This is a genomic window from Vibrio sp. KUL78, assembly GCF_059725505.1.
The window spans coordinates 260,545-281,557 of record NZ_AP045837.1 but is presented as its reverse complement, the minus strand read 5'-3'; the positions used below and the strand labels follow the sequence as shown (position 1 = coordinate 281,557).

The 21,013-nt window shown below is 48.0% G+C and carries 19 protein-coding genes and 13 tRNA genes; 12 read left to right on the top strand and 20 right to left on the bottom strand.

Going from position 1 to position 21,013, the window contains the following annotated elements; translation table 11 throughout:
• Positions 1–308 precede the first annotated feature (308 nt).
• The 14 genes from AC6I8Y_RS01410 to orn all read right to left on the bottom strand — a co-directional run bounded on the left by AC6I8Y_RS01410 (position 309) and on the right by orn (position 2,397).
• Positions 309–384: transfer RNA gene (locus AC6I8Y_RS01410), tRNA-Gly, on the bottom strand.
• A gap of 37 nt (positions 385–421) precedes the next feature.
• Positions 422–497: transfer RNA gene (locus AC6I8Y_RS01405), tRNA-Gly, on the bottom strand.
• Between the two features lie 37 nt (positions 498–534).
• A tRNA-Gly gene (locus AC6I8Y_RS01400) sits at positions 535–610 on the bottom strand.
• Between the two features lie 18 nt (positions 611–628).
• Positions 629–705 (bottom strand) — tRNA-Met (locus tag AC6I8Y_RS01395).
• Positions 706–746: 41 nt separating this feature from the next.
• Positions 747–822 (bottom strand) — tRNA-Gly (locus AC6I8Y_RS01390).
• A 19-nt stretch (positions 823–841) separates the two neighbouring features.
• Positions 842–918 (bottom strand) — tRNA-Met (locus tag AC6I8Y_RS01385).
• Between the two features lie 41 nt (positions 919–959).
• Positions 960–1,035, bottom strand: a tRNA-Gly gene (locus AC6I8Y_RS01380).
• Positions 1,036–1,053: 18 nt separating this feature from the next.
• A tRNA-Met gene (locus AC6I8Y_RS01375) sits at positions 1,054–1,130 on the bottom strand.
• Positions 1,131–1,172: 42 nt separating this feature from the next.
• Positions 1,173–1,248 (bottom strand) — tRNA-Gly (locus AC6I8Y_RS01370).
• A 19-nt stretch (positions 1,249–1,267) separates the two neighbouring features.
• Positions 1,268–1,344, bottom strand: a tRNA-Met gene (locus AC6I8Y_RS01365).
• A 41-nt stretch (positions 1,345–1,385) separates the two neighbouring features.
• Positions 1,386–1,461, bottom strand: a tRNA-Gly gene (locus AC6I8Y_RS01360).
• A 19-nt stretch (positions 1,462–1,480) separates the two neighbouring features.
• Positions 1,481–1,557: transfer RNA gene (locus tag AC6I8Y_RS01355), tRNA-Met, on the bottom strand.
• 43 nt (positions 1,558–1,600) lie between these two features.
• Positions 1,601–1,676, bottom strand: a tRNA-Gly gene (locus tag AC6I8Y_RS01350).
• Between the two features lie 175 nt (positions 1,677–1,851).
• On the bottom strand, positions 1,852–2,397 hold the full coding sequence (orn, locus tag AC6I8Y_RS01345) for an oligoribonuclease (RefSeq protein ID WP_498020661.1): 546 nt from the start codon (positions 2,395–2,397) through the stop codon (positions 1,852–1,854).
• Between the two features lie 99 nt (positions 2,398–2,496).
• Here orn and rsgA point away from each other — a divergent pair, with 99 nt between their 5' ends.
• The 4 genes from rsgA to AC6I8Y_RS01325 all read left to right on the top strand — a co-directional run bounded on the left by rsgA (position 2,497) and on the right by AC6I8Y_RS01325 (position 7,290).
• Positions 2,497–3,552, top strand: coding sequence for a small ribosomal subunit biogenesis GTPase RsgA (gene rsgA / locus AC6I8Y_RS01340; protein ID WP_498020660.1), 1,056 nt, complete (start codon positions 2,497–2,499; stop codon positions 3,550–3,552).
• A 133-nt stretch (positions 3,553–3,685) separates the two neighbouring features.
• Positions 3,686–4,591, top strand: coding sequence for an archaetidylserine decarboxylase (asd, locus tag AC6I8Y_RS01335; RefSeq protein WP_234494665.1), 906 nt, complete (start codon positions 3,686–3,688; stop codon positions 4,589–4,591).
• A 217-nt stretch (positions 4,592–4,808) separates the two neighbouring features.
• A complete protein-coding gene (locus AC6I8Y_RS01330) occupies positions 4,809–6,224 on the top strand; it encodes an SLC13 family permease (RefSeq protein WP_234494667.1) in 1,416 nt (471 codons plus the stop codon).
• A gap of 151 nt (positions 6,225–6,375) precedes the next feature.
• The gene (locus tag AC6I8Y_RS01325; RefSeq protein ID WP_042478873.1) at positions 6,376–7,290 is read left to right on the top strand and encodes a DMT family transporter; all 915 of its coding nucleotides are present in this window, start codon (positions 6,376–6,378) and stop codon (positions 7,288–7,290) included.
• Positions 7,291–7,299: 9 nt separating this feature from the next.
• Here the strand turns inward: AC6I8Y_RS01325 and epmA are convergent, their stop codons facing one another.
• The gene (gene epmA, locus AC6I8Y_RS01320; RefSeq protein WP_394154072.1) at positions 7,300–8,271 is read right to left on the bottom strand and encodes an elongation factor P--(R)-beta-lysine ligase; all 972 of its coding nucleotides are present in this window, start codon (positions 8,269–8,271) and stop codon (positions 7,300–7,302) included.
• A gap of 250 nt (positions 8,272–8,521) precedes the next feature.
• Here epmA and frdA point away from each other — a divergent pair, with 250 nt between their 5' ends.
• Genes frdA through frdD form a run of 4 tightly spaced genes read left to right on the top strand, consistent with a single transcriptional unit; the run spans position 8,522 to position 11,843 of the window.
• Positions 8,522–10,345 (top strand): fumarate reductase (quinol) flavoprotein subunit, encoded by a 1,824-nt coding sequence (gene frdA, locus AC6I8Y_RS01315; protein WP_498020659.1) that lies wholly within the window; start codon positions 8,522–8,524, stop codon positions 10,343–10,345.
• Positions 10,345–11,085, top strand: coding sequence for a succinate dehydrogenase/fumarate reductase iron-sulfur subunit (locus tag AC6I8Y_RS01310; protein WP_042478869.1), 741 nt, complete (start codon positions 10,345–10,347; stop codon positions 11,083–11,085). The genes frdA and AC6I8Y_RS01310 overlap by 1 nt, the downstream gene beginning before the upstream one ends.
• A gap of 1 nt (position 11,086) precedes the next feature.
• Positions 11,087–11,470, top strand: coding sequence for a fumarate reductase subunit FrdC (frdC, locus tag AC6I8Y_RS01305; RefSeq protein WP_234494670.1), 384 nt, complete (start codon positions 11,087–11,089; stop codon positions 11,468–11,470).
• A 10-nt stretch (positions 11,471–11,480) separates the two neighbouring features.
• A complete protein-coding gene (gene frdD / locus AC6I8Y_RS01300; protein WP_498020658.1) occupies positions 11,481–11,843 on the top strand; it encodes a fumarate reductase subunit FrdD in 363 nt (120 codons plus the stop codon).
• A 67-nt stretch (positions 11,844–11,910) separates the two neighbouring features.
• On the opposite strand, the gene AC6I8Y_RS01295 is transcribed toward frdD, so the two are convergent.
• Positions 11,911–13,326 carry an SPFH domain-containing protein gene (locus tag AC6I8Y_RS01295; protein WP_446569839.1) on the bottom strand — a complete coding sequence of 472 codons (1,416 nt, stop codon included), beginning with the start codon at positions 13,324–13,326 and terminating at the stop codon, positions 11,911–11,913.
• A 290-nt stretch (positions 13,327–13,616) separates the two neighbouring features.
• Between AC6I8Y_RS01295 and AC6I8Y_RS01290 the strand changes: the two genes are divergently transcribed.
• Entirely contained in the window at positions 13,617–14,312 is a 696-nt protein-coding gene (locus AC6I8Y_RS01290) for a VV20781 family protein (RefSeq protein WP_252013160.1), read from the top strand.
• An 89-nt stretch (positions 14,313–14,401) separates the two neighbouring features.
• On the opposite strand, the gene efp is transcribed toward AC6I8Y_RS01290, so the two are convergent.
• The gene (gene efp / locus AC6I8Y_RS01285) at positions 14,402–14,968 is read right to left on the bottom strand and encodes an elongation factor P (protein WP_042478865.1); all 567 of its coding nucleotides are present in this window, start codon (positions 14,966–14,968) and stop codon (positions 14,402–14,404) included.
• A 33-nt stretch (positions 14,969–15,001) separates the two neighbouring features.
• Between efp and epmB the strand changes: the two genes are divergently transcribed.
• On the top strand, positions 15,002–16,024 hold the full coding sequence (gene epmB / locus AC6I8Y_RS01280; protein ID WP_498020657.1) for an EF-P beta-lysylation protein EpmB: 1,023 nt from the start codon (positions 15,002–15,004) through the stop codon (positions 16,022–16,024).
• Between the two features lie 101 nt (positions 16,025–16,125).
• Positions 16,126–16,584, top strand: coding sequence for an MgtC/SapB family protein (locus AC6I8Y_RS01275; RefSeq protein ID WP_042478882.1), 459 nt, complete (start codon positions 16,126–16,128; stop codon positions 16,582–16,584).
• A 57-nt stretch (positions 16,585–16,641) separates the two neighbouring features.
• Here AC6I8Y_RS01275 and AC6I8Y_RS01270 read toward each other — a convergent pair whose 3' ends face one another.
• The 3 genes from AC6I8Y_RS01270 to AC6I8Y_RS01260 form a co-directional block, all read right to left on the bottom strand.
• Positions 16,642–17,205, bottom strand: coding sequence for a VC2662 family protein (locus AC6I8Y_RS01270; protein ID WP_394154053.1), 564 nt, complete (start codon positions 17,203–17,205; stop codon positions 16,642–16,644).
• Between the two features lie 187 nt (positions 17,206–17,392).
• Entirely contained in the window at positions 17,393–19,030 is a 1,638-nt protein-coding gene (gene groL / locus AC6I8Y_RS01265) for a chaperonin GroEL (RefSeq protein ID WP_234494677.1), read from the bottom strand.
• Between the two features lie 69 nt (positions 19,031–19,099).
• On the bottom strand, positions 19,100–19,390 hold the full coding sequence (locus tag AC6I8Y_RS01260) for a co-chaperone GroES (RefSeq protein WP_031493033.1): 291 nt from the start codon (positions 19,388–19,390) through the stop codon (positions 19,100–19,102).
• 232 nt (positions 19,391–19,622) lie between these two features.
• Between AC6I8Y_RS01260 and AC6I8Y_RS01255 the strand changes: the two genes are divergently transcribed.
• On the top strand, positions 19,623–20,969 hold the full coding sequence (locus tag AC6I8Y_RS01255; RefSeq protein ID WP_234494679.1) for an MATE family efflux transporter: 1,347 nt from the start codon (positions 19,623–19,625) through the stop codon (positions 20,967–20,969).
• The last annotated feature ends 44 nt before the right edge of the window (positions 20,970–21,013 follow it).

Here is a 21,013-nt window from a genome sequence, read left to right as displayed (position 1 = left end):
TCGATGACGTAATCAGTACAAATCGAAAATTAATAAGCGTTAAATTTTAGGGAGTGATGCTTCTCAGCATTAGGAAAGAGCATGCGGTTGTGGGACTAAGTTTCTCAACTTTGTTATCTCTAAAAGAGATGACCGCGTCTTGGTCCATTTCAGGGGGAAATGGGGCGACGTGACCGACCAGGGCGCGAGGTTCAAGCCTAAAGGCGTGACCTCAACCTTGGCAAGGTTGCGCTCTATCAACTGAGCTAGTGTCGCATTTTGTCACCGTTAAGTACGATGAAGACTATATTTTCCACCTTGAAGAAAAGTGGAGCGACACACGAGGTTCGAACTCGTGACCTCAACCTTGGCAAGGTTGCGCTCTACCAACTGAGCTAGTGTCGCATTTTGTCATTGTTAAGCACAATGAGAGCTATAAAATTGGAGCGACACACGAGGTTCGAACTCGTGACCTCAACCTTGGCAAGGTTGCGCTCTACCAACTGAGCTAGTGTCGCATTTTATCATTGTTAAGCACAATGAGAGCTATAAAATTGGAGCGACACACGAGGTTCGAACTCGTGACCTCAACCTTGGCAAGGTTGCGCTCTACCAACTGAGCTAGTGTCGCATGTTCTCATAAGAGAATTGGTTGCGGGGGCCGGATTTGAACCGACGACCTTCGGGTTATGAGCCCGACGAGCTACCAAGCTGCTCCACCCCGCGTCCGTAGTCACCATTCAAAGCATGATGAGAGCTTATTAATTTGGAGCGACACACGAGGTTCGAACTCGTGACCTCAACCTTGGCAAGGTTGCGCTCTACCAACTGAGCTAGTGTCGCATATTCTCATAGAGAGAATTGGTTGCGGGGGCCGGATTTGAACCGACGACCTTCGGGTTATGAGCCCGACGAGCTACCAAGCTGCTCCACCCCGCGTCCGTAGTCATCATTCAAAGCATGATGAGAGCTTTTTAAACTGGAGCGACACACGAGGTTCGAACTCGTGACCTCAACCTTGGCAAGGTTGCGCTCTACCAACTGAGCTAGTGTCGCATGTTCTCATAAGAGAATTGGTTGCGGGGGCCGGATTTGAACCGACGACCTTCGGGTTATGAGCCCGACGAGCTACCAAGCTGCTCCACCCCGCGTCCGTATTGTCTCACCGTTAAGCACGATGACAGCTGTCAATTTGGAGCGACACACGAGGTTCGAACTCGTGACCTCAACCTTGGCAAGGTTGCGCTCTACCAACTGAGCTAGTGTCGCATATTCTCATAGAGAGAATTGGTTGCGGGGGCCGGATTTGAACCGACGACCTTCGGGTTATGAGCCCGACGAGCTACCAAGCTGCTCCACCCCGCGTCCGTAGTCATCATTCAAAGCATGATGAAAGCTTTTTAAACTGGAGCGACACACGAGGTTCGAACTCGTGACCTCAACCTTGGCAAGGTTGCGCTCTACCAACTGAGCTAGTGTCGCATGTTCTCATAGAGAGAATTGGTTGCGGGGGCCGGATTTGAACCGACGACCTTCGGGTTATGAGCCCGACGAGCTACCAAGCTGCTCCACCCCGCGTCCGTAATCATCATTTAAGGCATGATGAAAGCGCCTATCAAACTGGAGCGACACACGAGGTTCGAACTCGTGACCTCAACCTTGGCAAGGTTGCGCTCTACCAACTGAGCTAGTGTCGCATTGAACGTCTTTCGTCGTTCAGGGCTGCGAATTATAAGAGCATTTTTTTGTGATGCAAGTCCTTATCAGCAAAAAAATGATCTTTTTTCCCGTTTGATGAAAAAGCACACAATTTTGCGATAACTTCTTATCTTTCGCAGCCCAAAGTCATTGTTTTTAACAAGTATTCAACGATCAAATAGTGAAAATGGTTTCACGATAGAACTTAAGCTCAGCGATCGATTCTCGAATATCATCTAGCGCTAGGTGCGTACCCTGTTTAGTAAAGCCATCAAGCACCTCAGGCTTCCAGCGACGAGTCAGCTCTTTAATCGTGCTGACATCGACGTAACGGTAATGGAAGTACTCTTCAAGTTCTAGCATGTGTTTATATAAGAAACGACGATCTTGACCGATACTGTTGCCGCAAATAGGCGACTTACCTTTTGGTACCCATTTTTCCAAAAACGCGATAGTTTCACGGATCGCACTTTCCTCATCGTGGTCGCTTGCTTGAACACGAGCCACCAGCCCGCTCGCTGTGTGAGTATTGGTGCACCAGTCGTCCATCTTCGCTAGTTCACTTTCTGGTTGATGGATGGCGATTACCGGTCCTTCAGCCAAGATATTCAACTCACTATCGGTCACAATGCTCGCGATCTCGATGATTTTGTGTGTCTCAGGATCCAGCCCGGTCATCTCCAGATCAACCCAGATCAAATTGTCATCGCTGAAAGACATAACGCCCTCGTCTATTTGTTTTCTGTCAAAAGAGGTACTATACCGAAATTAAATTCAGTAACCAAAATGGTTTGATGCGAATCGCATCAATGAAATATCGTGGCGAAAAAGAAAAAACTGACCAAAGGTCAAGTGCGTCGTGTACGCAGCAACCAAAAGAAGAAACTAGCAAAAGAAGAAACCATCCAGTGGGATGAGACCATGCTTGGCAATGTCAAGCAGGGGCTAGTGATCACTCGATTCGGTCAACATGCTGATATCGAAGATCTCGAAACCAAAGAAATCCATCGCTGCAACTTGCGTCGTGGCATTGAGTCCTTGGTGTCTGGCGACCGCGTGAAATGGCGCATTGGTCTCGAATCCATGCACGGCATCTCAGGTGTCGTCGAGGCCGTTGAACCAAGAAGATCGATGCTGACGCGCCCTGATTACTACGACGGCCTCAAGCCCGTCGCCGCTAACGTTGATCAAATGGTTATTGTGTCAGCAGTAGTACCAGAGCTTTCACTGAATATCATCGACCGCTACCTTATCGCCTCGGAAACACTTCAGATTGCTCCATTAGTCGTGCTAAACAAGATTGACCTACTTCCAGAAGAGAGTCGCGACGAGTTTTACCAGCTGTTGGAGGTGTATAAAAACATCGGCTACAAGGTGCTACTCGTCAGTAAAGAATCTGGTGAAGGCATTGCGGAGCTTGAAGCTCACCTCAAAGACAAAATCAACATCTTCGTTGGTCAGTCTGGCGTAGGTAAATCTAGCTTGGTCAACGCACTCATGCCAGAGCTTGATGTGGAAGAAGGCGCGGTTTCTGAAAACTCAGGCCTAGGTCAGCACACCACGACAGCAGCTAGACTTTATCACTTCCCTTCCGGTGGTGATTTGATCGATTCTCCAGGGGTTCGAGAGTTTGGTTTGTGGCACTTAGAGCCGAGCGAAGTCACTGAAGCCTTTGTCGAATTCAGACCTTATCTGGGTGGATGTAAGTTCCGCGATTGCAAGCACTTAGATGACCCAGGTTGTATTCTGCGTGAAGCAGTGGAAGATGGAAAAATCGACCCGGTTCGATTTGATAACTATCACCGCATCATTGATAGCATGGCAGAAGGTAAAGCCAACCGTCAGTACTCACGGAACAAGAAAGCCGATCTGTAATTCATGATAAGACTCGGACTGGTTTAACACTCTGTCCGTGTACTTGTCACAATTTGCTGACATTTGAAGCGATTTCCATTAGTATCTCGCGCCCTGAAGTAATATCAATCAATTAACGTTGGAATTTTAGACGATGGATAAGATTAAAGTTGGACTGCAATACTGGATACCTCAACATGGGCTAACGCGCCTAGTAGGTAAGCTGGCATCAGCAAAAGCTGGCGGTCTAACAACAGCGATCATTCGTTGGTTTATCAAGCAATATAACGTCAACATGGATGAAGCGCTGCACAGCGATCCAAAGCACTTCAAAACGTTTAACGAGTTTTTCGTTCGTGAGTTAAAGCCGGGTATGCGTCCTATCGCCGAGGGCGAGTCAGTGATCGCTCACCCAGCGGATGCGTGTGTGAGCCAGTTTGGACCTATCACCGACGGTAAGCTTATCCAAGCGAAAAACCATGACTACACCGCTCAAGAACTACTAGGTGGCAACCCAGAGCTTGCAGCCGAGTTTGCTGAAGGTGAATTTGCGACTCTGTACCTATCTCCACGTGACTACCACCGCGTTCATATGCCGTGTGATGGTACACTGCGTCAGATGATTTACGTGCCAGGCGACTTGTTCTCTGTAAACCCTCTAACGGCTGAGAACGTACCCAATCTGTTCGCTCGTAATGAGCGAGTGGTATGTATCTTCGATACCGAGTTTGGTCCTATGGCACAAGTACTGGTTGGGGCAACCATCGTAGGTGCTATCGAGCTCATCTGGGCCGGTACGGTAACTCCTCCACGTGGTAATACCGTTTACACTTGGGACTACCCTGCTGAAGGCGACAAAGCGGTTGTACTCAAGAAAGGCGAGGAAATGGGCCGCTTCAAGCTTGGCTCTACCGTCATCAACCTGTTTGCTAAAGACGCCATTCGTTTCGATGAGACTATGGCTAATAATGCGCCGACGGTAATGGGCACACCTTACGCACACGCAGTGAAACCAGAAGCTCAAACTGATTCTGATAGCGAGTCAGAAAGCGAAGCTTAACAACAGAAAACGGCGCTAAGGCGCCGTTTTTATTGGCAAAAAGATCGTGCTACCCGCCGCTTCCCTTGCTCAAATACCGACGCGATTTTTGATTCAAAGCAAAACACCATCCAAATCTTCCCTCGACTTTTCAAAACTTTAACACCAGTCTAAGACCAAGCGACGTTTATATTTTAACCTAGGCGGCAGTCTAACTTTTAACCCTGGTGCCGCGCCTATGCCGAAGATGAATCGCGGGACACTAATCAGGCTGCTTATTTGCTTTTTAGTGCCCCTTGGCGTCTTAATGATGCCAATTGATTGGATTCCAATCGATGACCTCACGTTGATCCAACACCGTCTGTTGGCAATATTCCTGCTCGCGGCCTTGCTCTGGGTTCTGGAGCCTGTCCCTGTTTTTGCTACCTCCATTCTGATTATTGCGCTTGAGCTCGTGATGATTTCAGATAAAGGGCTACATCTATTCCGTACACCACCAGCCGGTCACGATATTGGTGAGTTATTGGTGTATACCGATATCTTTAGCGCATTTTCTTCGCCGATAATCATCCTCTTCATGGGTGGTTTTGCTCTGGCTATTGCGGCGTCCAAATACGAGTTGGACAACAACTTAGCCCGTGTGCTTTTGCGCCCTTTTGGTGACCAACCCAAGTTCATCATGCTTGGACTGATGCTGATTACTGCCGTGTTCTCGATGTTTATGTCTAACACGGCGACGACCGTCATGATGCTGGCTCTGCTTGGCCCCATCGTCGCCTCCGCCCCAAAAGGGGACCTTGGCATCAAGGCGTTGGTCCTCTGTATTCCGATTGCCGCCAATACCGGTGGCATTGCGACGCCAATAGGCACACCACCCAACGCTATTGCCTTGCAATACTTAACTGGTGAGAACACGATCGACTTCTTGCAATGGATGATGATGGGTCTCCCCTTCGTGATTATCCAACTCACTATCGCTTGGTTCCTACTACAAAAGCTATTTCCATCCTCAGAAGGAAAGATGGTGCTCAAGCTCGAAGGCAAGTTCCAGCGTAATTGGCGAGCCATGGTCGTGTATGCCACCTTTGCAGCGACTATTTTATTGTGGATGACCACAAAGCTTCACGGCATGAACACCTATGTCGTGTCCATTATTCCGCTCGCCGTGTTCACCCTGACGGGCATCATGGGCAAAGAGGAACTCAAGCTGATTAACTGGGATGTACTCTGGCTAGTTGCCGGTGGTATTGCGATCGGTATTGGTTTGGATAAAACGGGGCTCGCAGAAGCGCTCGCTCATGCCATCGACTATGAATCTTTGTCTCCATTTGCCGTAGTGATTACCTTGTCTATAGTCTGCTGGTTAATGGCAAACTTCATGTCTAATACCGCAACCGCTAACTTGCTTATGCCGATTGCCGCAGCGATTGGGGCATCAATGGAAAGCTTAGCAGCAATTGGTGGTCTGCAAGGTTTACTCGTTGTGGTCGCATTCTCCGCATCACTTGGCATGATCTTACCAGTTTCCACACCGCCTAATTCTCTCGCCTATTCTACGGGACTTATTGAGAGTAAAGACATGGCTAAGACCGGTCTTATCATAGGTATCATTGGTTTGCTTATTGTCTACGCGGCGATGCTAATACTGACCTAGGTATCCCTCTACATTCAAACCAGAAATCCTCTCGCTAACGTGAGAGGATTTCAATTGCACTTTCTCACACCTCATAGTAAAACCTAGTTAAATCATTAAGTAATCACTTATGCCCGCGTCGTCGGGTATCACACATGCACTAGGGATAGTAATGGGATTTGAATGGCTGGCTCTTATCGCCGCATTTTTGTGGGCGGTCTCAAGTATTATTTCAGTCAAGCCAGCTAAACACCTTGGTTCGTTTTCTTATAGCCGTTGGAGAATGGGCTGTACCGCATTCATACTCTCTTCGATGGCGGCGATAACAGGTGGCTGGACAAGTGTCGAATCGGTACACATCACCCCAATGATGCTCTCTGGTCTTATCGGTATCTTTATCGGTGATACCGCTCTGTTTGCTTGCTTAAATCGAATGGGACCAAGACAGGCCGGGCTTCTGTTCTCTTGTCATGCGGTATTTTCAGCGGTGCTAGGATACTTCTTGTTTTCAGAAACTATGTCACCACTCGAACTGCTGGGTTCCGCTCTGGTGTTCTCTGGTGTCGCCACAGCGATTTTCTTTGGTCGTAAGAGCTCTAACAAACAGACTGGCTCACAAAACAACAAAGCATCCGAGCTCGAAACCATCAAAGGTAATGTTTGGTTTGGTGTTGGGCTGGGTATTACAGCGGCACTGTGTCAGGCATTAGGCGGCATAATTGCTAAACCTGTCATGCAGACCGAGATTGATCCTGTCGCCGCTTCTGCTATTCGTATGATCACAGCATTCATCGCTCATAGTCTGTTCCTATTTACAGGTGCCAGACACGCAAAAAGCCTCAACCCTATTAACTGGTCTATCTTTGGCATTACTGCCCTGAATGGCTTCTTAGCCATGGCTGTCGGGATGACCTTGATTCTATTTGCATTGCAAACGGGGAATGTGGGAATGGTCGCCTTGCTGTCTTCGACCACCCCCATTATGGTTCTACCGCTACTGTGGATTTATACTAAGCAGAGACCAAACAAATACGCTTGGCTCGGCGCCGCACTTGCCGTTGCGGGCACCAGCATTTTGGTCAGCTAGCCCAATTAGTTAAGCTCGAGGAAACGGAAACGCCACAACCTCATCAATATGAGTCGCCCCTAAGGCCAACATAATCAGTCTATCAATACCTAATGCCACACCAGCACATGCGGGCAGACCTGATTTCAGCGCTTCAATCAAGTGATAATCAATGGGTTGAGGTGCAAGCCCCATCTTCTCGCGCTTACTATTATCGTCTTTAAAGCGCGCCAACTGTTCATCCGGGTTATCCAGCTCATGAAAACCATTGGCTAATTCGACTCCCTTGAAATACACCTCAAAGCGATCCGCGACACGTTCGTCATTTGGGTTCACTTTAGCGAGCGCCGCTTGCGATGCGGGAAAGTCGTAAACGAACGCGGGGACTTGTTTACCGATTTTCGTTTCAACACCCATACTAAAGAGCAATTGAAGCAAGGTATCGCGATCTTCTTCTTGATCAGCGATATCACTCAGCCCCAAAGGAGCCGCAGCCTCTTTCAGAGAAAACATATCGGCAGTTAGAGGGCAGACGCCAAGCTGTGAAATAAACGCCTGTTGATAGGTCATACGCTCGGCTTTAGCACAGTTAAGTACCATCATGAGTAAGTCGTCCATCTCATCCATTAACTGATGATGATCAAACCCCACACGATACCATTCGAGCATAGTGAACTCAGGATTGTGGTAACGCCCACTCTCTTCGTTGCGAAAAGCTTTGTTAATCTGATAAATCGATCCACTGCCAGCAGCGAGTAATCGCTTCATATGAAATTCAGGGCTCGTCATAAAGTAAAGCTGACGTCCATCCGCGTAGCCCGGGCCAACAAACTCGGTTTTAAAGGTATGCAAATGCACATCGGTCACCGTTGCATGGCTCATTGCAGGGGTATCGACTTCCATTACCTCTCTTGACAGAAAGAAGCTACGAATCGCCTGTATCAGCTTGGCGCGCTTTTTAAGTAAAGCCATAGAGGCTGTGGGCTGCCACTGGTTGGTAATCATTATCATGCTCATTAGTTAATGTTATTAATTATTGTAAGTGCGCACTCAAAAGTTCTCAATCACAAGTGATATTAATCACACATCATAGAAATACTATGCCTCGCAATGCATTACCGAAGAAAAAACCTAACTCAGTCAATTTTTTTGCCATCTCGCTTATCTACACTGATTGCCTAAATAAAAAAGCTTTCAAGCCTTTAACTATAACTCGCGAGCAAAACTCGCTCTCACACACTGGAGGATAACTGTGAAAACAATTACCACAGATATCGCAGTCATCGGCGCAGGCGGCGCTGGTCTTCGTACTGCCATTGCAGCAGCAGAAGCTAACCCAGAAATGGAAGTAGCTCTGATCTCTAAAGTCTACCCTATGCGTTCACATACCGTGGCGGCTGAAGGTGGTTCTGCGGCTGTAATTAAGGATGAAGATAGCCTAGATAACCACTTCAACGATACCGTTGGCGGTGGTGACTGGCTTTGTGAACAGGATGTTGTTGAATATTTCGTTGAAAATGCCACACGTGAAATGATCCAGATGGAACAATGGGGTTGTCCATGGAGCCGTAAAGAAAACGGTGAAGTGAACGTCCGTCGTTTTGGTGGTATGAAGGTAGAACGCACATGGTTTGCAGCGGACAAAACCGGCTTCCATATGCTACATACGCTGTTCCAGACGTCGATGAAGTACGAGCAGATCAAACGATTTGATGAGTACTTTGTGGTTGACCTACTTGTGGTTGAAGGCGAGGTTCAGGGCCTGATTGCAATTCATATGTCTGAAGGTGAACTGGTCACTATCAAGGCAAAATCAGTTGTCCTAGCAACCGGCGGCGCGGGTCGTGTGTATCACTGTAATACTAACGGCGGTATCGTGACTGGCGACGGTATGGCGATGGCGTATCGTCACGGCGTTCCACTGCGTGATATGGAGTTTGTTCAATACCACCCAACAGGTCTACCTGGTACCGGTATCCTGATGACCGAAGGTTGTCGTGGTGAAGGCGGTATCATCGTCAACAAGAACGGCTACCGTTACCTACAAGACTATGGCATGGGCCCTGAAACACCGGTTGGCGAGCCGAAAAACAAATACATGGAACTCGGTCCTCGTGACAAGGTTTCTCAAGCGTTCTGGCATGAGCAGCAAAAAGGCAACACCATCAAGCACCCACTGGGTGATGTGGTGCACCTTGACCTTCGCCACCTTGGTGAAGAGTACCTGCAAGAGCGTCTACCGTTTATCTGTGAGCTCGCAAAAGCGTACGTCAACGTTGACCCAGCAAAAGAGCCAATCCCAATTCGTCCAACCGTGCACTACACCATGGGTGGTATCGAAACCAACGGGACTTGTGAAACTCGTATCCAAGGTCTATTCGCTGTGGGTGAGTGTGCGTCTGTCGGTCTTCACGGTGCAAACCGCCTAGGTTCTAACTCTCTCGCTGAGTTTGTCGTCTTCGGCCGTGTTGCCGGTGAGCAAGCGGTTGAGCGCGCTAAAGCTTTCAATGGCTGGAATGACAGCGCTATCGAAGAGCAAGTGAAGGCAGTAGAAGCACGCATTGCTGCGCTAATGAATCAAGAAGGCGATGAAAACTGGGCTGAAATCCGCACTGAAATGGGTCACACCATGGAAGCGGGCTGTGGTATCTACCGCCAAGAAGATCTAATGCAAGCGACACTTGAGAAGATTGCCGAGCTTAAACAGCGCTATAAGAAAATCAGCATCAAAGACAAAGGCAAAGTGTTCAACACAGACCTGCTGTACGCCATTGAAGTGGGTTACGGTCTAGAAGTTGCTGAAGCTATGGTTCACTCTGCAATCTTGCGTAAAGAGTCTCGTGGTGCGCACCAACGTCTTGATGACGGTTGCACTGAGCGTGATGATGAGAACTACCTAAAACACTCGCTAGCTTTCTTTAATGAAGACAGTGCACCAAGCATTGACTACAGCAACGTCACCATCACTAAGTCGCAGCCTAAAGCGCGTCTATACGGTGAAGCCGCTGAAAAAGCGGCAGCAGAAGAAGCGGCGAAGCAAGCCAACAAAGATCAAAATGCGGAGGAGCAAGCATAATGTCAGCAAACCGTATTCAGAAAGTGGAAATCCTGCGCTACGACCCAGAGAAAGACGCAGAGCCGTATTTCCAAACCTTCGAAGTACCGTTCGATGAGACCATGTCAGTGCTCGATGCGATTGGTTACATCAAAGACCACCTAGACAAAGATCTGTCTTACCGCTGGTCTTGTCGTATGGCGATTTGTGGCTCTTGCGGCATCATGGTTAACGGCGTGCCAAAACTGGCGTGTAAGAGCTTCCTTCGTGATCATCAAAATGGTCTGAAGATTGAGCCTCTTGCGAACTTCCCAATCGAGAAAGACTTGATTGTCGACATGACGCCGTTTATCGAGCGCCTAGAAGCCATCAAGCCATACATCATTGGTAACGACCGTAAGCCAGAAGATGGCACTAACATCCAAACACCTGAGCAAATGGCGAAATACAAGCAATTTGCTGGTTGTATCAACTGTGGTCTTTGCTACGCGGCATGTCCTCAGTTTGGTCTAAACCCTGAGTTCATCGGTCCTGCGGCACTGACACTGGCACATCGTTATAACCTCGACAGCCGTGACAATGGTGCGGCTGAACGTATGAAGATGATCAACGGTGAGAACGGTGCATGGGGCTGTACGTTTGTGGGCTACTGCTCTGAGGTTTGTCCGAAGAACGTTGACCCTGCCGCGGCAGTAAACCAAGGCAAAGTGGCGTCTTCACAAGACTTCGTTATTGCCATGCTAAAACCACAGGAGGCATAAGATGAGCAACAGAAAACCTTATGTTCGTGAAATGAAGCGAACTTGGTGGAAAGATCACCCATTTTATCGCTTCTACATGCTACGTGAAGCCACCGTACTGCCACTGATCCTATTCACGATCTTCCTGACATTTGGTCTAGGTTCGCTAGTGAAAGGCCCAGAAGCTTGGCAAGGCTGGCTAGACTTTATGGCTAACCCAGTGGTTATCGCGATCAACATCGTGGCACTTGCGGGAAGCCTGTTCCACGCGCAAACCTTCTTCAGCATGATGCCACAGGTAATGCCAATCAAACTGAAAGGCAAGCCAGTCGAGAAAAAGACTATTGTCCTCGCTCAGTGGGCGGCGGTTGCGGCTATCTCACTAGTTGTTCTCATCATTGTATAAGGAGTGAATCGTGATTAATCAAAACCCAAAACGCTCTGACGAACCCGTATGGTGGGGACTGTTTGGTGCCGGTGGTACATGGTTTGCCATGATCACCCCTGTGACAGTACTCGTGCTAGGCATCCTAGTGCCAATGGGCATTATCAGCCCAGAGGCGATGAGCTATGAGCGTGTGGCTGATTTTGCTACCAGCATCATCGGTGCGCTATTTATTATCGCTACCCTAGCACTGCCAATGTGGCACGCTATGCACCGCCTACACCACGGTATGCACGATCTTAAGATCCATGCAGGTGTGGTTGGTAAGATTGCTTGTTACTTTTTTGCAGCGCTTGTCAGTGCACTGTCGGTTATCTTCATTTTCATGATCTAATCGCTCGGTAAAGAAAAGGCCGATGAGCAGTTAAGCTCATCGGCCTTTTTTATGTCTTGCGTTAAGACTACTGCTCAGCGGCTAATTGCTTAGTTTGGTTCATCAGCCCTAAAGCGCCAAAACCGGTAATCACATCTAGGTTGGTCGTCAAACCTTGCTCTTGTCCACCGCCAATGTAGTTTTGCGGCATTTGCACCTGGAAGTTAGTTAAGTTGTTGTAGAGCGAATTCGCCACATCTCGATTGAGCTCAGCCAGGTACACCTCGTGATTAGCCCCCAACGCGGCGTATTTTGCTTTCAGTACCTCCGCTTCTGCGCGACCTTTCTCCAAAATCGCCTTAGCTTCAAACTCTGCTGACAACGCATTGGCTTTTTGAATCGCTAGGTTAGCCTCTGCAATGGCTAGCTCTTTCTCTTTATCTACCTCAGCCAGACGCTTAGTTTTCTCAACTTCTACGATTTCCCGCTCGGCAATTTGTCTAGCAACTTCAACTTCTTTTTGCTGCGAAATGATCGCCAACTCTTTCTGACGCTGCGCATCTTGAACTTCACGCGTACGTTGGATCTCTTTACGCAGTTGCTCCGTTTCGGCTTGAGCCTTTGACGTTTCTTGCTCTTGGATTGCGCGAATACGATCGGCAACCAAACGCTTTTTGTCGGCAAGTAACTGATCAAGCTGCTTTTCCGGCTGTGGGTCACCAATCGTAACCTGAGTTACCTGAATACCATATTGCTGCAACGGGTTATCTTGACGTATCGGCTGACCCGTAGAGTCTGCAACGGGCACCGTTTTCCAGACTAACTGTTTAGTTCTCTGCAATTGATTGGCATTCGATTGATCTACCCCAACAGGAGCCAGATCCATCTCTTCCACTTCAACCTGTCTACGCTCTGTCAGGTAAATACCTTCACGCAACTGATCGCCAAGCTTAGACTTGAACTGGTTGAGGCCACCTTGGAAGAACTCTTCACCCGTGTATTGGGTCGCGGTTATCACGGTTACATTGCGCGCATTTTTGACCAGAAGCGCATCGATTAAGTTGCTGTTATTTCGAAATTCTCGGTGCATTTTCTTCATTGCTTCCGGATCGTTACTCAGCTTAAAGCGAAATGTGACCGGTATTTGACCTATGTAGGTATCGGCAAATCTCACCTGAACCGGATCTTGTGCTTGAAGTCGCTGATACAAGTTCTCTTCGATGCTATTGCCAAAAGAGACCGTGATGACTTGATCATACTTAGTGATCTTTGACAGGAACGGCATTCGAAAATGAATCCCCGGCTCTGTAAAGACATCCAACTCGCCCGTTAGGTTATTCTGATGGACGTAGCTGTAACCGGCATCCGTCATTAACACGGAACTGTTCACCGTTAGCCCCACTGCCAGAATCGGCAGTGCATAGACCATGGCTTTGATCCCATTGTGTAGCCATTTACGACGTTCAGTTATCTTCAGACTCTCTCCTATTCCACGACTTTCCATGTGTATCTCCTGTTTGTTGTCGTTGCGAAAATTTGACTTCAAAATATGCAACCAATTGACAACGCAATTAATGTATCAAAATGTTAACTGATGTAAAAATCGAATAATTCGCTTATATAACAAGGAATGGCCGAAGTAATTAGCAATTGAGAAAGTTGCGAGCCAGTAGACGCCATATGGACTCAGTGAACATTCGTGTGACACAGTAGGCGCGTGTACATACCCATACATTGTTACCGACACTCTATCGATAAAATCATCAGCGATTTATAACAACAAGAGATGTAACAATGAAAAAGTCTATTTGCGCACTACTGATTTCCAGTGCGCTGTTTGGGTGCGGTTCTACTGTCATGATGAAAAAATCGGAAGCGGTGGCTGCACAGCCTGAGCTACTGCTTAAAACCGATGGATCTTTCTGGGGATTTGGCCCAGAAGGCACCTTCGATATCGCGGGACGCTACCACGGTAAGTACTCCCGTAGTGCATCAACCAGCTCTTGGTTCAACACCATCAATACTAAAGATGGTGAAATGGTCGCTGAAGTCACACGCAATGATAACGGCGAAACCTGGACCCTAGTTTGTAGCGGCGGTGGTACCAGTGTTGATATTGGTAGCTTCTCATTTGGTGGCAATGACCCGTACATCTGCCAAATCAGTGAGCAAGGAGCTAACATTGGCGAGTATAAGATGGAACGCAAGTCTGAAGCGATCAGTCTCTCTACCGCAAAAAAAGAGCACGGTTTTATCCGCCTTGGCAGCACACATTTCAATGTCGCTTCGGTACACGATGGTGAAGGGCTAATGATGAGCGTTGATAATCCACTTGGTTATAGCTTTAGTCGTGGCAGCGTAGAGGTTGCTGCGGCGCAAACCAATGGCAGCATCACACTGCAAACCCTCTCTGGATTACCAGAAGCAGAAATGGACACCTTGGCGTTAGGCACCGTAGCCAGTGCTCTGAGCTGGCGACCTGAAGAGTAATCCCCCAACTCAAATAGTCAGCGCTCAGTTTCCGATATAAAAAAGGTCGCCCTTGGGCGACCTTTCAAATTCTTACGTATCTCTATTGATTACTTAACGCGACCTACGTATTCCGCAGTACGAGTATCAACTTTGATCACTTCACCAATCTGGATGAATAGCGGTACACGTACCACAGCGCCAGTTGTTAGTGTTGCAGGCTTACCACCAGTACCTTGAGTATCACCTTTCAGACCTGGATCCGTTTCTGTTACTTCTAGCTCAACAAAGTTAGGCGGAGTCACAGTAATTGGGTTACCATTCCAAAGAGTAATCATACAAGTGTTGTTTTCTACCAACCATTTCGCGTTGTCGCCAACCGCTTTAACGTCTGCAGCGATTTGTTCGAATGTTTCGCTGTTCATAAAGTGGTAGAATTCACCATCTGTGTATAGGTAATCTAGGTCGATGTCCATCACGTCAGCAACTTCAACAGTTTCGCCAGACTTGAAGGTTTTCTCTAGAACTTTACCAGACAGTAGCTTACGAATTTTAACGCGGTTGAACGCTTGACCTTTACCTGGCTTCACGTATTCATTTTCTAGAATTACGCAAGGCTCGTTGTCCAGCATTAGTTTAAGACCGCCTTTAAATTCATTGGTGCTAACAGTAGCCATTGTATCCTCTTAGTGTTCTTCGAGTTAAATTTAATGTCGCCTATCATAACCCGAAATCTTGTTTCTGTTGAGCAAAACTGGCTCAAACAGCTATCGAATGCGATCTCAGACCCTTACAAACTGCTTGAGCAGCTGGAAATTGAGGCGACCCCTTGGGAAAACGGACTCAAAGCAAGACGCTTGTTTCCCATGCGCGTTCCTCAAAGCTTTGTCGATCGCATGGAAAAAGGCAACCCGTACGATCCTTTGCTAAGGCAGGTGCTGCCTCTCAGCCAAGAGTTTGAGGTCCATGATGGCTACTCAGAGGATCCTCTCGAAGAGCAAGACAATGCCGTACCCGGTTTGCTCCACAAATACCACAATCGTGCTTTGATGATTGTAAAAGGTGGTTGCGCCGTGAATTGTCGCTACTGCTTCCGCCGCCATTTTCCGTACGACGAGAACAAAGGTGGCAAAGGCAACTGGCAACAAGCGCTCGACTACATCGCTGATAAACCGGAAATTGATGAGTTCATCTTATCTGGCGGCGATCCATTGATGGCCAAAGACAGTGAACTTAGTTGGCTGATTGAACGCGCTGAACAGATCTCACACCTAAAAACACTTCGAATCCATTCTCGTCTTCCAGTCGTGATACCAGCGCGAATTACCGCTCAGCTTTGTGACTTGCTCGCAAACACGCGTCTCAACACTGTGCTGGTCACCCATATCAACCATGCCAACGAGATAGATAATGAGCTCAAGCTAGCGATGGCGCGTATTAAAGCTAGCGGTACGACACTTCTCAACCAAGGCGTACTGCTCAAAGGAGTCAACGATAGCGTGGAGGCTCAGTTCGAACTTAGCCACGCTCTGTTTGGCGCAGGAATTCTGCCGTATTACCTGCATGTACTCGATAAAGTGCAAGGTGCAGCGCATTTCTACATCAGTGATGAACAAGCGAAAGCGATTATCCAAGGGCTGATTGCTCGTGTGTCGGGCTACCTTGTACCTAAGCTCACGCGAGAGGAAGGTGGTAAGGCGAGTAAAACGCCGCTTGATTTGCATCTCGAGTAATTTTTTCCGTCTCGACAAAATGATTTTGTTCGATCAGGCGGTCTTTTAGTCAGATACTGCGCTTTTTAGGAGGCAATGTGGAACTGACAGAATTACTCGATATGGGACCTTTCTCATGGCAAGCCTTAGGGGCCTGCGTCCTCAATGGTGCCTTGGTGGGACTTGAGCGTCAAACTCGCGGTAAACCCGTGGGCATTCGCACCGCAATCTTAATCGTCTCAGGGACTTACCTGTTTATGTCTATGGCCGTGTCTCTATCTCCCAACACATTGGACCAAGCCCGAGTCTTAGGACAGATCATTACAGGTGTCGGCTTCCTTGGCGCTGGCGTCATGATGACGCAAGACGGCAAGATACACGGGGTGACCTCTGCTGCTGTGATTTGGGTACTCGCCGGTTTAGGTATGATGATTGGTTTAGGGCATCACAAAGAATCCGTGATCCTAACTGTACTCGCCTTAACAGTGCTTTTGGGCGTGGACAAGATTGAAAGTAGCTTTAAGAGCTTGCGACGTGGCGTTCACCAAACCATGCAAAACCGCAACCGAATGAGAAAGTAAAAAGCCCTGCGTATGCAGGGCTTTATCGAATTCTAACACTCTAAATCAGAGTCTGAATTACTTCGCAAAGTTGATGATTGGGAAACACTTCAAGAAACCGTTGTCCGCACAGTTGATAAGACCGATCTGTACGCCGTCAATGTTGTTTGTCTTGTTGAAAAGACCAAACTGGAAGTTAGACTTGTTTGAGAAGCTCGCAATACCAACGTCTGCCATTGTGTAGCCTTCAGAGTAGTTCACCGCACTCCAGTTAAGACCTTTCACATCGTTAGTGACGTTCACTGCTGCAAGGTTAACACCGGTCGTTTTACCTGTGTTCCAGTTGAAGATACCTAGAGACGCACCTTTCATTTCTTGCGTTACTTTAGAAGCACCAAAGAATAGACCGAAGTTCACACCCGTTGTACGCTGAGTTTCAGACATACCGATTAGAGAAAAATCGACACCCTTCACCTCAGCCACTTTACCGTGAAGAACCGCAAGACGTACACCGCCTACTGCGTTTGCATCCGGTGCGTTGAAACCGTTTAGTGATGAGAACATCACTGGGGTGCTTTCTGCTAGCGCCAATGGTGATGCCATTGCTGCTGCCACTGCTAGTACTGCTACTGCCTTTTTCATATTAGTCTCCACTGACTATTATTGTTATCAACTGATAAGTGTAGACGATGCTAGAGAGGCTAACCATAGCTTTTGTCAGGGAAATGTCATATTCATTAACACATACGATTAAGCATTGACCAATATTGGAACGGACATAAAAAAAGCCGAAGGTTTCCCTTCGGCTTTGTCAGAATCGTCTGATGGATTACATCATACCTGGCATGCCGCCCATTCCGCCCATGTCAGGCATTGCTGGTGCGTCTTTCTGAGGTACGTCAGTGACCATAGCTTCTGTTGTGATCATAAGACCGGCAACCGATGCAGCGAACTGAAGTGCAGAGCGAGTTACTTTAGTTGGATCTAGGATACCCATTGCGATCATGTCGCCGTACTCACCTGTTGCTGCGTTGTAGCCGTAGCTGCCTTCGCCTGCTTTCACGTTGTTTGCAACCACAGACTCTTCGTCACCTGCGTTTGCAGTGATTTGACGAATTGGCGCTTCCATAGCGCGAAGTGCAACGCGGATACCCACATTTTGCTCTTCGTTAGCACCTTCAAGACCCGCCACTTTTGACGCCGCGCGGATAAGTGCAACACCACCACCCGCGACTACGCCTTCTTCAACCGCTGCGCGAGTTGCGTGTAGTGCATCTTCAACGCGGTCTTTCTTCTCTTTCATCTCAACTTCAGTTGCTGCGCCAACTTTGATTACCGCAACACCGCCAGCTAGCTTAGCTACGCGCTCTTGAAGTTTCTCTTTGTCGTAGTCAGACGTCGCTTCTTCGATTTGTTGACGAATTTGAGTTACACGGCCTTGAATCATTGCTTCTTCACCCACGCCATCGATGATAGTCGTGTTTTCTTTAGTGATAGAAACGCGCTTCGCTTGACCTAGGTCTTCTAGCGTCACTTTCTCAAGGTCTAGACCGACTTCTTCAGAGATCACAGTACCAGCCGTTAGGATTGCGATATCTTGAAGCATAGACTTGCGACGGTCACCGAAACCAGGCGCTTTAACAGCCGCTACTTTCACGATGCCGCGCATATTGTTCACAACAAGCGTTGCTAGTGCTTCACCTTCTACGTCTTCTGCAATGATAAGCAGTGGACGAGATGCTTTAGCAACCGCTTCTAGTGTTGGAAGTAGCTCACGGATGTTTGATACTTTCTTGTCGATAAGCAGGATGAATGGGCTCTCTAGCTCAACAGAACCTGCTTCTTGGTTGTTGATGAAGTATGGAGATAGGTAACCGCGGTCGAACTGCATACCTTCAACCACGTCTAGCTCGTCTTGTAGAGCCTGACCTTCTTCAACCGTGATAACACCATCACGACCTACTTTTTCCATTGCTTCAGCAATGATGTTACCTACGCTCTCATCAGAGTTCGCAGAGATAGTACCAACCTGAGCAATCGCTTTAGTGTCTTCACAAGGAACAGACAGCGCTTTTAGCTCTTCAACCGCAGCAACAACAGCTTTGTCGATACCGCGCTTAAGATCCATAGGGTTCATGCCAGCAGCAACCGCTTTTAGGCCTTCGTTTACGATAGCCTGTGCAAGAACTGTTGCCGTTGTTGTACCGTCACCAGCAGCATCGTTCGCTTGAGAGGCTACTTCTTTAACCATTTGCGCGCCCATGTTTTGGAACTTGTCTTCAAGCTCGATTTCGCGCGCTACAGATACACCATCTTTAGTGATAGTTGGTGCACCGAAAGATTTGTCTAGAACTACGTTACGGCCTTTAGGACCTAGTGTTACTTTTACTGCATCCGCTAGAACGTTTACACCTTCTAGCATTTTAACTCGTGCGTCGTTACCAAACTTAACGTCTTTAGCAGCCATTGTTTATTTCCTTATCTAAATTCAGTGGATAGCTTGTTTAGAGTAAAAAATTACTCAACGTCTACTTAATTATTCAACGATAGCCATGATGTCATTTTCAGACATGATCAGAACTTCTTTACCGTCGATCTTTTCTGTCTTAGTGCCGTAGCCTTCAGCAAAGATCACCGTATCACCTACTTTCACGTCTAGCGGCTGTACTGTACCGTTTTCTAGGATGCGGCCTTTGCCCACAGCCAAAACTGTACCACGTGTTGATTTTTCTGCCGCAGAACCAGTTAAAACGATGCCACCAGCAGACTTAGATTCAACTTCTTGGCGCTCAACGATAACTCGGTCGTGTAGAGGACGGATATTCATCGGTCGATTCTCCTGATTATTTTCCATTTAGCTTATAGGGTTGCCTTCAAGGCCTTGTGTTGAATATGTTGGGGGCGTTTTTGGTGATCCCAAGGGGAGGATGCCAAAAAATTGTGACAAAAATAACGAAATTTAAGATTGGCATGCGAAAGCTAAGCTGCGACGAGTCGGTTGTCGCGCCAACTGGTTAATTACTGTATTCTAGCCTCCTGTTTACCAAGCTTAGAATGCCATGCAAGACAAACACGGCCTGCTCTCCGCGCCGATATCCAAAGTGCTTAGAAATATGACCGTGCCTATGGTCTTTGGCATGGTGGCAATACTGGCATTCAACCTTGTCGACACCTTCTTTATTTCGCTATTAGGCACCGAAGCCCTCGCTGCCATCAGTTTTACTTTCCCTGTAACCTTTGGCGTCAACTGCATCACCATGGGCATTGGCATGGGATTGTCCACCAATATCGGACGCTTGCTTGGTCAGGGCAATACGCAGCACGCGGCGCGTTTCTCCACACATGGCTTGTTGCTTGCCGTGGTTTTGGTCATGTTAGCCTCCACCTTAGGTCTTTACACCATAGAACCACTATTCAAACTACTGGGTGCCAGCGACGACATTATCCCGCTGATCCGAGAGTACATGGTGATCTGGTACTTCACTGTACCACTGTTGGTGATACCGATGGCGGGTAACAGCGCCATTCGAGCCACCGGCGATACCAAAACGCCAGCTAAGATCATGATGCTTTCTGGCTTTATTAATGGCCTGCTCGACCCACTGCTGATTTTTGGTATCGGTCCGTTTCCTGAGCTCGGCATTCAAGGTGCGGCGATTGCAAGTGGTATCGCTTGGCTAGGTGCGCTGACTGGCTCGCTGTATGTACTCACCAAGCGAGAAAAACTCCTTGGTCAGCTCAAACCTTCGCAGCTTTGGCAAGATTGGATTGCGATTCTACGTATTGGCATGCCTTCTGGTTTGTCGACGGCGATGTCGCCCATCTCAGGGGCAATCTTAATGAAGATGCTCTCTGTCCATGGTACGGCGGCTGTAGCAGCCTATGGGGCGGCGCAGCGTGTTGAGTCGATTCTTATCTTAGTTCTGATATCACTCAGCTCAGCCCTAACGCCATTTATGTCGCAAAACTTTGGCGCCAAGCAAGCCGACCGCAGTTTTGCAGGACTGTTCCTCAGCATGCGCTTTTCGCTGTTATTTCAATTGCTGGTCTTTGTGATGATGGTGCCGCTCAGCATCCCAATCTCAGCGTTGTTCTCTCAAGAACAAGCGGTGCGAGATATCCTTTGGCACTACCTACTCGTCGTGCCATTTAGCTACGGCTTTCAAGGCATCATTATGATGCTTGGAAGTGGAATGAATGCGCTGCATGAGCCCAACAAAGCATTTATGTGGAGTGCCATGAGGCTGTTTGTGTTTACGCTTCCAGCCGCCGCTCTAGGTAGCATGCTGTATGGTGTCGAGGGGATGTTTATTGGTGTGGCTTTGGGGAATGTCATTGGTGGCGTGCTTGCCTACTTGTATGCACTGTCGGTGAGGCGAAAGCATTTGCCTTCATTAGCCAAATAGACAAAAAGCCAAGGCATTGCCTTGGCTTTTTAGCATTCTGCGTC

Excerpts from the sequence above, each read along its gene's own strand:
- AC6I8Y_RS01255 (WP_234494679.1), top strand. The coding sequence starts at position 19,623 with ATGCAAGACAAACACGGCCTGCTCTCCGCGCCGATATCCAAAGTGCTT.
- AC6I8Y_RS01325 (WP_042478873.1), top strand. The coding sequence starts at position 6,376 with ATGGGATTTGAATGGCTGGCTCTTATCGCCGCATTTTTGTGGGCGGTC.
- AC6I8Y_RS01330 (WP_234494667.1), top strand. The coding sequence starts at position 4,809 with ATGCCGAAGATGAATCGCGGGACACTAATCAGGCTGCTTATTTGCTTT.
- efp (WP_042478865.1), bottom strand. The coding sequence starts at position 14,968 with ATGGCTACTGTTAGCACCAATGAATTTAAAGGCGGTCTTAAACTAATG.
- AC6I8Y_RS01290 (WP_252013160.1), top strand. The coding sequence starts at position 13,617 with ATGAAAAAGTCTATTTGCGCACTACTGATTTCCAGTGCGCTGTTTGGG.
- frdC (WP_234494670.1), top strand. The coding sequence starts at position 11,087 with ATGAGCAACAGAAAACCTTATGTTCGTGAAATGAAGCGAACTTGGTGG.
- AC6I8Y_RS01270 (WP_394154053.1), bottom strand. The coding sequence starts at position 17,205 with ATGAAAAAGGCAGTAGCAGTACTAGCAGTGGCAGCAGCAATGGCATCA.
- groL (WP_234494677.1), bottom strand. The coding sequence starts at position 19,030 with ATGGCTGCTAAAGACGTTAAGTTTGGTAACGACGCACGAGTTAAAATG.
- AC6I8Y_RS01260 (WP_031493033.1), bottom strand. The coding sequence starts at position 19,390 with ATGAATATCCGTCCTCTACACGACCGAGTTATCGTTGAGCGCCAAGAA.
- asd (WP_234494665.1), top strand. The coding sequence starts at position 3,686 with ATGGATAAGATTAAAGTTGGACTGCAATACTGGATACCTCAACATGGG.
- orn (WP_498020661.1), bottom strand. The coding sequence starts at position 2,397 with ATGTCTTTCAGCGATGACAATTTGATCTGGGTTGATCTGGAGATGACC.
- epmB (WP_498020657.1), top strand. The coding sequence starts at position 15,002 with ATGTCGCCTATCATAACCCGAAATCTTGTTTCTGTTGAGCAAAACTGG.
- AC6I8Y_RS01295 (WP_446569839.1), bottom strand. The coding sequence starts at position 13,326 with ATGGAAAGTCGTGGAATAGGAGAGAGTCTGAAGATAACTGAACGTCGT.
- AC6I8Y_RS01275 (WP_042478882.1), top strand. The coding sequence starts at position 16,126 with ATGGGACCTTTCTCATGGCAAGCCTTAGGGGCCTGCGTCCTCAATGGT.
- AC6I8Y_RS01310 (WP_042478869.1), top strand. The coding sequence starts at position 10,345 with ATGTCAGCAAACCGTATTCAGAAAGTGGAAATCCTGCGCTACGACCCA.